The sequence below is a fragment of the Micromonospora endolithica genome (assembly GCF_003626595.1).
GTDB classification, from domain to species: domain Bacteria; phylum Actinomycetota; class Actinomycetes; order Mycobacteriales; family Micromonosporaceae; genus Micromonospora; species Micromonospora endolithica.
The window spans coordinates 157,013-171,490 of sequence record NZ_RBAK01000007.1 but is presented as its reverse complement, the minus strand read 5'-3'; the positions used below and the strand labels follow the sequence as shown (position 1 = coordinate 171,490).

Below are 14,478 nucleotides of genomic sequence, written 5' to 3'. Positions count from 1 at the left end.
TCGTCTGTACTGCTAGCTAGTGGGTGGGGTCGGGAGCCGGCGAACCGGCTCCCGACCGCTCACCTCAGACCTCTTCGACCGAGCTCGGCTCGCGCCGGGACAGGTCGATGCCCAGCTCCTCCGCCGCCCGGAACACCTCGTCGTCGGTCTCGCGCATCTCCAGGGCCACACCGTCGCTGGACAGCACCTCGACGTTGAGGCACAGCGACTGCAGCTCCTTGAGCAGCACCTTGAACGACTCCGGGATGCCCGGCTCGGGGATGTTCTCGCCCTTGACGATGGCCTCGTAGACCTTGACCCGGCCGAGGACGTCGTCGGACTTGATGGTCAGCAGTTCCTGCAGGGCGTAGGCGGCGCCGTACGCCTGCATGGCCCAGCACTCCATCTCACCGAAGCGCTGGCCACCGAACTGCGCCTTACCACCCAGCGGCTGCTGCGTGATCATCGAGTACGGGCCGGTCGAGCGAGCGTGGATCTTGTCGTCGACCAGGTGGTTGAGCTTGAGGATGTAGATGTAGCCGACCGCGATCGGGTCCGGCAGCGGCTCGCCGGAGCGACCGTCGAACAGCTGCGCCTTGCCGGTGGCACCGATCAGCTGCTTGCCGTCCCGGTTGGGCAGGGTCGACGCGAGCAGACCGGAGATCTCCTCCTCGCGGGCGCCGTCGAAGACCGGGGTCGCCACGTTCGTGTCGCCCACGGACTCGTGCGCGTCGATCGACCGCAGCGCCTTCTTCCAGTCCGCGTCGTCCCCGTCGACACTCCAGCCGGTCTTGGCCACCCACCCGAGGTGGGTCTCCAGGACCTGGCCGATGTTCATCCGGGACGGGACGCCCAGCGGGTTCAGCACGATGTCGACCGGCGTGCCGTCCTCGAGGAACGGCATGTCCTCGACCGGCAGGATCTTGGAGATCACGCCCTTGTTGCCGTGCCGGCCGGCGAGCTTGTCACCGTCCTGGATCTTGCGCTTCTGGGCGACGTAGACCCGGACCAGCTCGTTGACGCCCGGCGGCAGTTCGTCGCCGTCCTCGCGGGAGAAGGTACGCACACCGATGACCGTGCCGGTCTCGCCGTGCGGCACCTTCAGCGAGGTGTCCCGGACCTCACGCGCCTTCTCACCGAAGATCGCGCGGAGCAGCCGCTCCTCCGGGGTCAGCTCGGTCTCGCCCTTCGGCGTGACCTTGCCGACCAGGATGTCGCCCGGGACGACCTCGGCGCCGATCCGGATGATGCCGCGCTCGTCGAGGTCGGCGAGCATTTCCTCGCTGACGTTCGGGATGTCGCGGGTGATCTCCTCCGGGCCGAGCTTGGTGTCCCGCGCGTCGACCTCGTGCTCCTCGATGTGGATCGAGGTGAGCACGTCCTGCTGCACGAGGCGCTGCGACAGGATGATCGCGTCCTCGTAGTTGTGGCCCTCCCAGCACATGAACGCCACCAGCAGGTTGCGTCCGAGCGCCATCTCGCCCTCGTCGGTGCACGGACCGTCGGCGATGACCTGGCCGGCCTCGACGCGGTCGCCCTCGAAGACGACCGGCTTCTGGTTGACGCAGGAGCCGGCGTTGGAGCGGCGGAACTTGTGCAGCAGGTACGTCCGGCGGTGGCCGTCGTCCTGGTGGATCGTGATGTAGTCCGCGCAGAGGTCCTCGATGACACCGCCGACCTCGGCGACGACCACGTCACCGGCGTCGACCGCGGCGCGGTATTCCATGCCGGTGCCCACCAGCGGCGACTCGGCCTTGACCAGCGGCACCGCCTGGCGCTGCATGTTCGCGCCCATCAGTGCCCGGTTGGCGTCGTCGTGCTCGAGGAACGGGATCATCGCGGTCGCGACCGAGGTCATCTGCCGCGGCGAGACGTCCATGTAGTCCACGGCCGCCGGCGTGACGTCCTCGGTCTCGCCACCCTTACGGCGGACCAGGACCCGGTCCTCGGCGAAGGTGCCGTCCGCCTTCAGCGGAGCGTTGGCCTGCGCCTTGACGAACCGGTCCTCCTCGTCCGCGGTCAGGTAGTCGATCTGGTCGGTGACCCGACCCTCGATGACCTTCCGGTACGGCGTCTCGATGAAGCCGAACGGGTTGACCCGGGCGAAGGTGGAGAGCGCACCGATCAGGCCGATGTTCGGGCCTTCCGGCGTCTCGATCGGGCACATCCGGCCGTAGTGGGACGGGTGCACGTCACGGACCTCGAAGCCGGCCCGCTCCCGGGACAGACCACCCGGGCCGAGCGCGCTCAGCCGACGCCGGTGGGTCAGGCCCGCCAGCGGGTTGGTCTGGTCCATGAACTGGGACAGCTGCGACGTGCCGAAGAACTCCTTGATCGCCGCCACCACCGGGCGGATGTTGATCAGGGTCTGCGGCGTGATCGCCTCGACGTCCTGCGTCGTCATCCGCTCCCGGACGACGCGCTCCATCCGGGACAGGCCCACCCGGACCTGGTTCTGGATCAGCTCGCCCACCGTACGCAGACGCCGGTTGCCGAAGTGGTCGATGTCGTCGGCCTCGTAGCCCTCCTCACCGGCGTGCAGCCGGCACAGGTATTCCACGGTGGCGACGATGTCGTCCTCGGTCAGCGTGCCGGTGGTGATCGGCACGCTCAGCTCGAGCTTCTTGTTGAACTTGTATCGACCGACCTTGGCGACGTCGTACCGCTTCGGGTTGAAGAAGAGGTTGTCGAGCAGGGTCTGGGCGTTCTCGCGGGTCGGCGGCTCGCCAGGGCGGAGCTTCCGGTAGATGTCGAGCAGGGCCTCGTCCTGCCCGGCGATGTGGTCCTTCTCGAGCGTGGTCATCATCAGCTCGGACCAGCCGAACTTCTCGCGGATCTGCTCGGCCGACCATCCGATGGCCTTGAGCAGGACCGTGACGGCCTGCCGACGCTTACGGTCGATGCGGACGCCGACCGTGTCGCGCTTGTCGATGTCGAACTCCAGCCAGGCACCCCGGCTCGGGATGACCTTGACGCTGGAGAGGTCGCGGTCGGAGGTCTTGTCCGGCTGCTTGTCGAAGTAGACGCCCGGGGACCGGACGAGCTGGCTGACCACGACGCGCTCGGTGCCGTTGATGATGAAGGTGCCCTTCGGCGTCATCATCGGGAAGTCACCCATGAACACCGTCTGGCTCTTGATCTCGCCAGTGGTGTTGTTGGTGAACTCCGCGGTCACGAACAGCGGCGCGCAGTAGGTCAGGTCCTTCTCCTTGCACTCCTCGATCGAGGCCTTGACCTCGTCGAAGCGCGGAGCGGAGAAGGAGAGGGACATGGTGCCGGAGAAGTCCTCAATGGGACTGATCTCCTCAAGGATCTCCGCGAGACCCGAGCGTGCGTGCGGGTCGTCCGCCGACCGGCCCTGCCAAGCCTCGTTGCCGACGAGCCAGTCGAAGGACTCGTTCTGAATGGCGAGGAGGTTGGGGACCTCGAGGTGTTCGGTGATCCTGCCGAAAGAAACTCGGCGGGGCGCGAAAGCGCTCGACGTACGACTGGTCTTCGCAGGGCGGGAAGCTGCCAAGATGCGTCCTTCCGAGGACCGGTGCTGCAGAACGGCTGGTACGCGTGCACTCCAATGACCCCACCAGAAATATCCACAAACGGACATTTCCGAGCAGGGGTCTAGTCGGAAGGCAGCGCAAACTAGCAGTGTAGCCGAGAGGCTAACCGCTGTCCAGCCCACCCCGCAGGTCGTCGCGGAACGTGCCTCGGTGTCCCCCGATCGGGGTCTCACCGGGCCGCTCGGAACGCCACGTTCCTGCGGGCCGCTCGGGTGCGGCGGCGGAGCCGTCGCTGCATTACCCAAGTGGTGGCCGTTGCAAGCGCGGAAGGTCTTGCTGATGTCAGCGTGCCTGCCTGCCCGGTGCCGCGTCAAGGGCCGACCCCGGGTCGCCGGGTCTTTCCCACCGACGGGCGACCACCCGGCCGTTCGGCTGCGCACCGACCGGGATGCCGGCCGCCCTGCTCACGCACGCCGCCACCGGACGTACCAACGCCGGCGGGCGGCGACCCGTTCCCGGATCACCGCCCGCCGTGACGCGGTGTGTGCCCCAGCTCACTTTCTGCCGGACACGCGCGTGGTCGTACTCAGGTCACTTGAGGGTGACCTTGGCGCCCTCGCCCTCGAGCTTGGCCTTGGCCTTCTCGGCGGTCTCCTTGTTGGCCTTCTCCAGGACGGCCTTCGGAGCGGCCTCGACCAGGTCCTTGGCCTCCTTGAGGCCCAGGCCGGTCAGCTCACGCACGACCTTGATGACCTGGATCTTCTTGCCACCGTCGGCGTCGAGGATGACGTCGAACTCGTCCTTCTCCTCCTCGACCGGAGCGGCGGTGCCACCGCCGCCACCGCCGACGACGCCCATCGCGACCGGGGCCGCGGCGGTGACCTCGAAGGTCTCCTCGAACTGCTTCACGAACTCGGAGAGCTCGATCAGCGTCATCTCCTTGAACGCGTCGAGCAGCTCGTCGGTGCTGAGCTTCGCCATGTCTGGCGTCCTTTCCTCAAAATTGACTAAGAACGTGGGTGCGCCGGGAGGCCTCAGGCCGCCTCGGCGCCCTCCTTCTCGCGCTTGTCCTGCAGTGCCGCCGCCAGGCGGGCGGTCTTGGAGAGCGGAGCCTGGAACAGGGCCGCGGCCTTGCTCAGGTTGCCCTTCATCGCGCCGGCCAGCTTGGCCAGCAGCACCTCACGGGACTCCAGGTCGGCGAGCTTCGTGACCTCGGCCGCGGAAATGGCCTTGCCCTCGAAGACGCCGCCCTTGATGACGAGCTTCGGGTTGGCCTTCGCGAAGTCGCGAAGGCCCTTCGCCGCCTCGACGACGTCGCCCGAAACGAAAGTCAGCGCGGTAGGACCGGTGAACAGCTCGTCGAGGCCGGAGATGCCCGCCTCGGTCGCGGCACGCTTCGCCAGCGTGTTCTTCGCGACCGTGTAGGTGGTCTCCTTGCCGAGCGAGCGCCGCAGCTGGGTGAGCTGGGAAACCGTCAGACCACGGTACTCGGTGAGCACCGCGGCGCCCGCGTTGCGGAAGCTCTCGGTCAGCTCAGCGACGGCCGTGGCCTTGTCGGCCCGGATCGGCTTGTCCGCCATGTCCCTCCTCTCTCGTTGCTCGGAGGCTGGTCACCCTCTTCAGCCGGAGCTGTCGACGGGGGCGAAGGCAGCGCACCAACGAGAAAAGCCCCGGCGCAGGGCGCGCGGGGCGAAAGACCTTCACGCGGTCGGCGGACCACGCTCACAGCCGAAAATCGCTTACCGCCCTGCGCGGGTCGCCCGTGGTGCGGGACCTTCGACCGTGCCGGGGCACGGTGACCAGCGGTCTCTGGGTGGAACTTCGCGGCCCAGGTTACTGCTTCACTTGCAGTATCACCAAATCGGCCAGCGGGTGGCCCCGGTCACCCCGGGACGGGCCCTCCGTCACGGTCGGAACCGGCGGTGCCACAGGTAGACCGTGCCCGCCGCCAGGCACCACGCGGCAGCCCAGGCGCTGAGCAGCAGCACGGTGATCGCCGGGAGGTCCCCCGCCGCCGCGCGCGCGGTCGCCATCACCGGCGGCACCAACCACGGGGCCACCGAACCGCGCAACCCCAGGGCGACCGCCGCGACACCCCCGACCGCGAGCACCGCCACGCCGTACCCGGCGCTTCCGGTCGAGGCGCGGCTCGCCAGGGCACCCAGGGCCACCGCCGCCGGGAGGGCGAGCAGGTGCGCCCACACCCCGACCAGGATCCCGGCCGGCACCGACCGGTCCCCCGGCTCGACCGGCCCGGTCACCCCACCCACCAGCCACGGGAAGACCAGCGCCACCGCGATCGTGACCAGCGCGGCCACGCCGGCCGCGAGCAGGCCGGCCACCTGCTCCCGGGTCGGCCCGACCAGCACCCGGACGAGCCGGCGCTGCCCGTCCGGCTCGACGTCGAGTAGGATCTTCGTCTGCCAGGCGAGCACCGGGAACAGCACCACCGCGGAGACGCCGTAGGCCTCCGCCGGCTGAGCACGACCGCCGCCGTAGAGGATGCCCAGGGCGACCAGCCCGGCGAGCGCCGGCGCCAGCGCTCTTCCGGTACGCAGGAACGCCGCCAGCCGCAGCCGGACCAGGGCGGTCACCGGTGTCCCGCCGCGGGGCCGGCGGTGCTGCCGGACGGATCCGGCGCGTCCTCGGCGGCACGTGGTGGCCCGGGCGCCGCGCCCGGATCGGCGGTCGGGACGGCGTCGGGGCGTACCCGCAGGACGTGGTGGCCGTCGGCGCGCAACCGGGCGACGGTGCCGGCCACCTGCGCGGACGGCACCGCCAGCTCGACCACCGCGAACGTCTCGGTGCCGGTGGGGTCCTCCTCGGTGACCGTGCCGTCGGCCACCGCCCAACGGCGGGCGCCCGGCAGCCGGACCGTCTCGCCGCGGTGATCGCTGACCAGCACCGAACCGCCGCCGGCGACCACCTCGTCGACCAGCTCCGGAACCAGGTCCCGCGCCGCGGCGTCCAGCCCCTCCCAGGGCTCGTCGAGCACCAGCAGGCCGGGGTCGCGGAGCATGGCCTGGGCCAGCCCCACCTTCTGCGCCGTCCCCTTGGACAGCTCGGGCAGCCGGACCGCGCGGAAGGGGACGAGCCCGAGTCGGGCCGTCCAGCGCCCGACCGCACGCTCCGCCTCGACGCCGGGCAGGCCGGCCACGCGGGCCATTCCGGTCAGGTAGCGCTCGACCGTGAAGGGCTGGTCGGCCGGGAAACGCTCCGGCACCCAGCCGACCGCGCGGGGCCGGTCGGCCAGGCGACCGCGGACCGGCCGCAGCACCCCCGCCGCGAGCTGGAGCAGGGTCGACTTCCCGGCCCCGTTCCGGCCGGTCACCACCACCACCTGACCCGGGTCGACCCGGACCTGGACGGACCGGAGGACCCAGGGGCCGCGCCGTCGGTACCGGAGCCAGACGTCCTCCAGTCGCATGCGGTGAGCCTGCCACAACGGACAGACGGAAGGGGCCCCGCCACGGGTCGTGGCGGGGCCCCTTCGCGGGGAGTGCGCTCAGCTCTCGGCCGAGCCCTCCTGGAGGTTCTTCACCACGTTCGGGTCGACCGGGACGCCCGGGCCCATGGTGGTGGTCAGGACGACCTTGCGCAGGTACTTGCCCTTGGCGGCGGACGGCTTGGCCCGCAGGACCTCGTCCAGGACCGCCGCGTAGTTGTCCACCAGCTGGGTCTCGGAGAACGAGGCCTTGCCGATGATCAGGTGCAGGTTGGAGTGCTTGTCCACCCGGAAGGTGATCTTGCCGCCCTTGATGTCCGAGACCGCCTTGGTGACGTCCATGGTCACCGTGCCGGTCTTCGGGTTCGGCATCAGGCCGCGCGGGCCCAGGATCCGCGCGATCCGGCCGATCTTGGCCATCTGGTCCGGCGTGGCGATCGCCGCGTCGAAGTCCAGCCAACCGCCCTGGATCCGGGCGACCAGCTCGTCGGTGCCCACCTCGTCGGCACCGGCGGCGGCGGCCTCCTCGGCCTTCGCGCCGGCGGCGAACACGATCACGCGGGCGGTCTTACCGGTGCCGTGCGGCAGGTTGACCGTGCCACGGACCATCTGGTCCGCCTTGCGGGGGTCGACGCCGAGGCGCATCGCGACCTCGACCGTGGCGTCGAACTTGACGTTGGTGGTCTCCTTGGCCAGCTTGACGGCCTCGGCGGGGGTGTAGAGCTTGGACCGGTCGATGACGTCGGCGGCCTTGCGGTAGCTCTTGCTGCGCTGCATGTTCTGGTACTCCTGTGGTCTCTGGCGGGCCGCGGTGTCCGCGTGCCCTCCCACGAACTGATCGGGAAGCGCTGACCGACGTCAGTCGTTGACGACGATGCCCATCGACCGGGCGGTGCCGGCGATGATCTTCGCAGCCTGGTCGATGTCGTTGGCGTTGAGGTCGACCATCTTCTTCTCGGCGATCTCCCGCACCTGGGCCTGGCTCACCGAGCCGACCTTCTGGCTCTGCGGCACGCCGGAGCCCTTGTCCACGCCGGCGGCCTTGAGCAGCAGCCGCGCCGCGGGCGGGGTCTTCAGCACGAAGGTGAAGGTCCGGTCCTCGTAGACGCTGATCTCGGCGGGGACGATGTCGCCCCGCTGGGACTCGGTCTGCGCGTTGTAGGTCTTGCAGAACTCCATGATGTTCACGCCGTGCTGACCGAGCGCGGGGCCCACCGGCGGCGCCGGCGTGGCCTGGCCCGCCTTCAGCTGAAGCGTGAAAGTCTTGACGAGCTTCTTCTTCGGAGGCATGTCACTTCCTGGGGCTTGGAACTGGGAAAAGGTGCCGGTGCCGGGTGCGCACGGTCAGCGCGGTGCGACAGCGACGACGTTCAAGAGTAGCGCAGCGTTCCGCGCACCCTACGTCGAGGGCCGACGGAAGGGCGGAACGGATGCGCCGGCGGCGGGCCGCTGCCCACCGCCGGCGACCGGAACGCGTCAGATCTTGGCGACCTGGTTGAAGTTCAGCTCGACCGGCGTCTCCCGGCCGAAGATCGACACCAGGACCTTGAGCTTCTGCTGGTCGGCGTTGATCTCGCTGATCGTCGCCGGCAGCGAGGCGAACGCGCCGTCGGTGACGGTGACCGAGTCGCCGACCTCGAAGTCCAGCACCTTGACCTCGGGCTTGGCCTTCTTCTGCTCGGTCTCCACCGCCGGGGCCAGCCACTTGAGCACCTCGTCGAGACTCAACGGCGCCGGGCGGTCCGCCCGGTCCGTCGCGCCGACGAAGCCGGTCACGCCCGGCGTGTTGCGTACGCACGAGTAGGACTCGGCGGTCAGCTCCATCCGGACCAGGATGTAGCCCGGGAAGACCTTCGCCTGGATCTGCGACCGCTTGCCGTTCTTGACCTCGACCTCTTCCCGGGTCGGCACCTCGACCTGGTAGATGTAGTCCTCCATGTCGAGGGACGTGATCCGGGTCTCGAGGTTGGTCTTGACCTTGTTCTCGTAACCGGCGTAGGAGTGCACCACGTACCAGTCGCCGGGCGCGTAACGCAGCTTCTGCCGCAGCTCGGCGACCGGGTCGTAGTCCTCTTCCGGCGCGGGTTCGGTGGTCGGGAATTCCGGCTCGCTGGCGGCCTCGACCGACTCGTCACCAGCCGCCGTCGCGACCGTGGACTGCTCGTCCGCGGGTCCGGCGGTCTCGTCGTACTCAGGCACGCTCGCTCACTTCCGTCACTATCGGCTCAGTCAGCCGTCGGGTTGCCGAAGACCCACAGCACGCCCTTGGCGAAGGCGAAGTCGAGGCCGGCCACGATCGTCAGCATCACGGCGACGAACGCGATCACCACGGCGGTGTAGGTCAGCAGCTCCTTGCGCGTCGGCCAGATGACCTTACGCAGTTCGGCGACGACCTCGCGGATGAATCGGGCGATGCGTCCGAACAGGCCCACCCGGTCGGTCTCCGAACGGGTCCTCGGCTTGCTGTCGGCCGACTCGGCCTTGGCGCGCGACCGGGTGGCCGTGCCACCCCGGGAGACCGGCTCGTCCGCGTCGGCGGCGTCGTCGCCAGAGGCGTCGTCGACGACCTCGTCGTCGAAACGCTCGTCGTCGGCGTCCTCGCCGCGCCGCTTGTTGTCGGCCACTTCGCCCTCCGTCGCGGGATGTCGGGGTCGCACGCCGAGGGGGCGTGCGCGGCGCTTGGTCACGCCGGCCGGACCAACCGTCCCGGGACGGGCCGCGGCCGGCGGATCAGCCGGAGGGCCCCGATGCCTCGGAACCACCCCGCCGATGCCACCACCACGGGCCGGACGCCGCCGATCGGCGGCGCGACCCACGGGAACGGTCAGGCCTGAGGCGCAGGGGTGACAGGACTTGAACCTGCAGCCTGCGGTTTTGGAGACCGCTGCTCTGCCAATTGAGCTACACCCCTGTGCGGCAACGCGCACCCCGCGCCGCCACGGATGGCGGAGCAGGGGTCACTTGCCCCACGGCGGACCAGTGTACGGGTAGTGCCACGACTTTCCCAACCGGTCCACCCGTGGCGGGTCGGAAACCCGGTCAGCCCGCGGTACGCACCGTCGCCCGGGCCTGCGACAGCACCTTCTCGCCCCGGCAGGTCGCGGTGATGTCCAGCCTGGTCAGTCCATCCTCGGTGACCTCACGGACCACCGCGGCGACCTCGATCTCGGTGCCCTCGTCGTCGTCCGGGACGAGCACCGGACGGGTGAACCGCACCGAGTAGTCGACCACCGCGTCCGGCGCGCCGGACCACTCGGTCACCGCCCGGCCGACCAGCGCCATGGTGAACATGCCGTGGGCGATCACCCCGGGCAGCCCGACCTTGGTGGCGGTGCGCTCGCTCCAGTGGATCGGGTTGAAGTCGCCCGAGGCGCCCGCGTAGCGGACCAGGTCCGCGCGGGTCACCCGGAACGTCCGGGTCGGCAGCTCCATCTCAGCCCTCCCCGCGTACGACGAGCTTGGACCAGACGGTGACCACCGGCTCGCCGGCGGCCGTGGTGATCTCGGTCCGAGTGGTGAGGAAACCGTGCCCACCGCGGGTGGTGACGTCCTCGATGGCGTTGACGCACACCAGCTCGTCGCCGGCGACCACCGGGCGGGTGTACGCGAAACGCTGGTCGCCGTGGACCACGCGGCTGTAGTCCACGCCCAGGTCAGGGTCATCGACGATCTGCTGGGTGGCGGCCATGGTGACCACGAACGGGAAGGTCGGTGGCGCGACCACGTCCGGGTGGCCCAGTGCGCGGGCGGCCTGCGGGTCGTGGTGGGCCGGGTCGGTGGCGCCGATCGCGGTCGCGAACTCGCGGATCTTCTCTCGGCCCACCTGGTACGGGGTGGTCGGCGGATAGGTCCGGCCGACAAAGGACGGGTCCAGGGACATGTCGCGAACCTACACGCAAAACACGATCGCCGATCGGCCCGACCGGCGGCGGCTCGGGGCCGCGCCGGCGCAGACGGATCGGCGATCGACGTGCTCTGCTGGGGTCCCGCCGGCGTCGCCGGCGGAGAATCAGCGGGTCTCGCGGTGGACGGTGTGCTTGCCGTCCCGGGGGCAGAACTTCTTCAGCTCGATGCGGTCCGGGTCGTTACGGCGGTTCTTGCGCGTGATGTAGTTGCGCTCCTTGCACTCCACACACGCCAGAGTGATCTTCGGCCGGACATCGGTTGCCTTCGCCACGGCGGAGTGCCTTCCTCGCTACGGATAACAACTACGGCGCACCAGCGTACGCACTGATTGGGCGGACATGCAAAGCGGGCGCCAACTGGCGCCCGTTCCATCGACCACCGGGAACGGACCTGGAGGCCGAAAGTAGCGGTGGCCGGACTTGAACCGGCGACACAACGATTATGAGCCGTTTGCTCTACCATCTGAGCTACACCGCCGTGGTGGGCCCAGCCGGACCCTCTGAGCCCCCTTACGGAATCGAACCGTAGACCTTCTCCTTACCATGGAGACGCTCTGCCGACTGAGCTAAGGGGGCCTGCGCGATCACTCGGTGGCCGCGCAGAGGTAAGAGTACACGGCCTCCCGCCCGAGGTGAAATCGGATCCCCCTCGGTGGCGTTCGGGCAGATCGGGGGCCGAACGGGGCCGAATCAGGGCACCGCGCGCAGGCGCGGCAGCTCGGTCTCGGAGATCGTCTCCGGGTCCACCTGGGCGCCGAACCACGCCTCCAGCCGCTCGTACGGCAGCGGGCGGCTGAACAGGAATCCCTGGCCGATCTCACACCCGATGTCCTGGAGCAGCTCCAGGGTCAGTTCGCTCTCCACGCCCTCGGCCACCACCGTCAGGCCGAACTGCTGGGACAGGGTGACCACGGCGTTCACGATCGCCAGGTCCCCCGGGTCGGTCGCCATGCCCTGGACGAAGGACCGGTCGACCTTCACCTCGTGCACCGGCAGCCGGCGCAGGTGCGCCAGGGACGAGTCGCCGGTGCCGAAGTCGTCCACCGAGAGCCGCACCCCCAGGTCCCGCAGACGTCGCAGGGTCGAGATCGGCCGGTCGGTGCCGTCCAGCACCCCGGACTCCTTGATCTCCAGGGTCAGCCACTGCGGCGGCACGTCGTACTCGTCGAGCAGTTGCCGGACCTGGGCCGGGAAGTGCTGGTCGGTCAGCGTACGGGCGGAGATGTTGACCGCGACGGCGAGCGGCTGGCCCCCGTGCGCCCAGTCCCGGCTGCGCCGCAGCCCCTCCCGGAGCACGAACTCGGTGAGCCGGCCCAACTGGCCGGTGTGCTCGGCCACCGCCACGAAGTCCTCCGGCGCGACCGTGCCGTGCGTCGGGTCCTCCCAGCGGGCCAGGCACTCCACCCCGACCAGACGGCGGTCCCGCAGGGTGACCTTGGGCTGGAAGTAGACCTCCAGGCCGCCGTCGTCCAGCGCGCGACGCAGGTCGCCGGCGAGACCCAGGCGACGCAACGATCGGGACTCCAGCGCCGCGTTGAACAGCTGGACGCTGCCCGGTATCGCCTTCGCCGCCGTCGCGGCCAGGTCGACGCGCTGCAGCAGCGCGGCGGGGGTGGTGCCGTGGTCCGGATGGGTGGCGACGCCGACCGCGGTGTCCACGTCCACGGTCAGCCCGTCGTCGAAGACCATCTCGGCGCGAATCTGCTCGCGCATCCGCGCGGCCATCTCCAGGGCCGCCTGCGCGCTCTCCAGCCGCAGCGTGACCAGGAACTCGTCGCCGCCGACCCGGCCGACGAGGGCCGACGACGGGGCCCGCGAGCGCAGCCGGTTGGCGACCTCGAACAACACCTTGTCGCCGGCGGCGTGACCGAGCGACTCGTTGACCTCGCGCAGCCGGTCGACGTCGAAGAGCAGCAGCGCCACCACCTCGCCGGGTGCCCTGATCTTGACCGCCTCCTCCAGCGCCGCGGTCATCCGCCGACGGTTGGGCAGCTTCGTCAGGGTGTCGTGGTAGGCGTCGTGCCGCAGCCGGTCGACCAGCCGTGAATTCTCCAGAGCGACGGCCGCGTGGGCGGCCACCGTCTCGAAAACGGGAACGTCACCCGGAGTGAAGTGGCCGACGTCGCTGAGCCGGTTGACCACCTCCAGCGTGCCGATCACCGCTTGGCCCGACCGCAAGGGAACGGCGATCACGTCCTTCACGCCGTGCTTCGCCAGGCCCTGCCGAACGTCGGGGGCGTCCGCGAACGCCCGCCCGACGGAGAGCGTCTCGCCGGACTCCCGGACCCGCTCACGAAACTCGACGGACGTGGGCGCGACGTCGAGTAGGCCCCGCTGGTCAACCCGCGCGCTGAGCAGCACCTCGGGATGGCGACCCTGCGGGGGAAGCCAGAGGGTCGCGTACTCGGCCTGCATGAGTACCCGGATCCGGCCGAGCAGCACGTCGGCCACCACGCCCTCCTGACCACCTTCGGTCATGGCCCGGGTCAGCTCGTACATGCTGCCCAACGTCCGGTGCTGCCGGAGGAACTGCGCGTACGAGCGGTAGACCACCACCACGGCGACGGCCAGCACAGCGATCAGCAGCAACGACCACCAGGTCGACTCCAGCGCCAGCAACAGGATCAATCCGATGACCACGTTGATCGAGTTGACCATCAGCGGAACCGGAGACTTGCGGATCATTTCCCAGCCGGCCTGCCAGCCGTGCAACAGGCTGACGACCCCGCTGATCGCCATCAGTGACACCAGGGAGTTCACCGTGACAACGGCGAACAGGACCACCCAGGTCCATGGATCGGCCTCATCGACCCCGCCGAGCCCAATCAGCACGACGCCACCGAGCGAGGCCGCCGCGCCGGTACGGGCCACGTTGAACCAGACCTTCACGGCACTGAGCCGACGTCGAAGCTGCCCGACCAGGGCAGCGAGCACGAAGAGGGCAACGACCGTCAACGGCGGCAGATAGAAGAAGGCCAGGACGAGCGGGATCTCGGTCGCGATCACCTCAAGGGCCTGCCGGCGGACCACCACCTGCAGCACCTGGGTGCTGGCCGCGACCATTGCGACGAAGAGAGCGGCGGCGACGGCAAGGTTGACCGGCCGCTGTCCAGAAGCCAGCGCGAGGAAGACGCTGCAGGTGACAGCGATCAGGGCCAACGGCGCGGTCATCAGCCACACCTGCTCGGTGGACCTGCGTGCCGAAGGTGGACCGCCTGGCATTCCGCCCCCTGCCCGGTGGTGCGGAAGCTACTGAACTGCCGCAGTGCCCGGGTCGAAGACTGGCGCACCCCAGGTGAAATCGAAGAGATGGTACGTGGTGTCCGAAGCCAACAGACCGCCTGCGAACGCGGCGGCGACCGCGAGCGCGAGGACGGCGCCACGCCAACGCGTCCAACCAGACATCGGTGAACTCCTGTCGGGGGTCCGAGAAAGTTGCCGGTGTCACGATGGTGCCACACGTGAATCGCACCGCAAAGCCGACGGATGGACGACAAGGTCAGCCGCGAGGCCGGGCCCAGGGGGCACTGCCGGACAGTATCGGACGATTCCGGCCCTGTCGACCAGTTGTCAGACAACCGTCGCTTCGACGGCTGCCGGTGCCTGGAGTCGCTCGGCCCCCCGCCTGGCCGGCCGACCCGACACCGTCCGC

At 69.6% G+C, this 14,478-nt stretch carries 13 protein-coding genes and 3 tRNA genes; all 16 read right to left on the bottom strand.

The features are described from left to right. Positions 1-64: 64 nt before the first annotated feature. The 16 genes from rpoB to D7223_RS18825 all read right to left on the bottom strand — a co-directional run bounded on the left by rpoB (position 65) and on the right by D7223_RS18825 (position 14,048). Complete coding sequence (rpoB, locus tag D7223_RS18900; RefSeq protein ID WP_120729739.1) at positions 65-3,496, bottom strand: DNA-directed RNA polymerase subunit beta; 3,432 nt, start codon at positions 3,494-3,496, stop codon at positions 65-67. Between the two features lie 571 nt (positions 3,497-4,067). After that, positions 4,068-4,457 carry a 50S ribosomal protein L7/L12 gene (gene rplL / locus D7223_RS18895; RefSeq protein ID WP_120729738.1) on the bottom strand — a complete coding sequence of 130 codons (390 nt, stop codon included), beginning with the start codon at positions 4,455-4,457 and terminating at the stop codon, positions 4,068-4,070. A 53-nt stretch (positions 4,458-4,510) separates the two neighbouring features. Further along, on the bottom strand, positions 4,511-5,056 hold the full coding sequence (gene rplJ / locus D7223_RS18890; protein ID WP_120729737.1) for a 50S ribosomal protein L10: 546 nt from the start codon (positions 5,054-5,056) through the stop codon (positions 4,511-4,513). Positions 5,057-5,380: 324 nt separating this feature from the next. Then, entirely contained in the window at positions 5,381-6,070 is a 690-nt protein-coding gene (locus tag D7223_RS18885) for a hypothetical protein (protein WP_120729736.1), read from the bottom strand. Then, on the bottom strand, positions 6,067-6,903 hold the full coding sequence (locus D7223_RS18880) for an ATP-binding cassette domain-containing protein (RefSeq protein ID WP_120729735.1): 837 nt from the start codon (positions 6,901-6,903) through the stop codon (positions 6,067-6,069). The genes D7223_RS18885 and D7223_RS18880 overlap by 4 nt, the downstream gene beginning before the upstream one ends. A gap of 78 nt (positions 6,904-6,981) precedes the next feature. Further along, positions 6,982-7,698 carry a 50S ribosomal protein L1 gene (gene rplA / locus D7223_RS18875; protein WP_120729734.1) on the bottom strand — a complete coding sequence of 239 codons (717 nt, stop codon included), beginning with the start codon at positions 7,696-7,698 and terminating at the stop codon, positions 6,982-6,984. 81 nt (positions 7,699-7,779) lie between these two features. Then, positions 7,780-8,211, bottom strand: a complete 432-nt coding sequence (rplK, locus tag D7223_RS18870) for a 50S ribosomal protein L11 (RefSeq protein ID WP_120729733.1) — start codon at positions 8,209-8,211, stop codon at positions 7,780-7,782. A 186-nt stretch (positions 8,212-8,397) separates the two neighbouring features. After that, positions 8,398-9,120: a transcription termination/antitermination protein NusG gene (gene nusG / locus D7223_RS18865; RefSeq protein WP_120729732.1), complete on the bottom strand. Its 723-nt coding sequence runs from the start codon at positions 9,118-9,120 to the stop codon at positions 8,398-8,400. A 26-nt stretch (positions 9,121-9,146) separates the two neighbouring features. Then, positions 9,147-9,545: a preprotein translocase subunit SecE gene (gene secE, locus D7223_RS18860; RefSeq protein ID WP_120729731.1), complete on the bottom strand. Its 399-nt coding sequence runs from the start codon at positions 9,543-9,545 to the stop codon at positions 9,147-9,149. Positions 9,546-9,759: 214 nt separating this feature from the next. Continuing rightward, a tRNA-Trp gene (locus D7223_RS18855) sits at positions 9,760-9,832 on the bottom strand. A 128-nt stretch (positions 9,833-9,960) separates the two neighbouring features. Beyond that, positions 9,961-10,353 carry a MaoC family dehydratase gene (locus tag D7223_RS18850; RefSeq protein WP_120729730.1) on the bottom strand — a complete coding sequence of 131 codons (393 nt, stop codon included), beginning with the start codon at positions 10,351-10,353 and terminating at the stop codon, positions 9,961-9,963. Position 10,354: 1 nt separating this feature from the next. Next, on the bottom strand, positions 10,355-10,801 hold the full coding sequence (locus tag D7223_RS18845) for a MaoC family dehydratase N-terminal domain-containing protein (RefSeq protein WP_120729729.1): 447 nt from the start codon (positions 10,799-10,801) through the stop codon (positions 10,355-10,357). Between the two features lie 129 nt (positions 10,802-10,930). Further along, positions 10,931-11,098, bottom strand: coding sequence for a 50S ribosomal protein L33 (gene rpmG, locus D7223_RS18840; RefSeq protein ID WP_013288652.1), 168 nt, complete (start codon positions 11,096-11,098; stop codon positions 10,931-10,933). 133 nt (positions 11,099-11,231) lie between these two features. Continuing rightward, positions 11,232-11,304, bottom strand: a tRNA-Met gene (locus tag D7223_RS18835). Positions 11,305-11,329: 25 nt separating this feature from the next. Further along, a tRNA-Thr gene (locus D7223_RS18830) sits at positions 11,330-11,402 on the bottom strand. A gap of 114 nt (positions 11,403-11,516) precedes the next feature. Continuing rightward, a complete protein-coding gene (locus tag D7223_RS18825) occupies positions 11,517-14,048 on the bottom strand; it encodes a putative bifunctional diguanylate cyclase/phosphodiesterase (RefSeq protein ID WP_120729728.1) in 2,532 nt (843 codons plus the stop codon). Between the last annotated feature and the right edge of the window lie 430 nt (positions 14,049-14,478).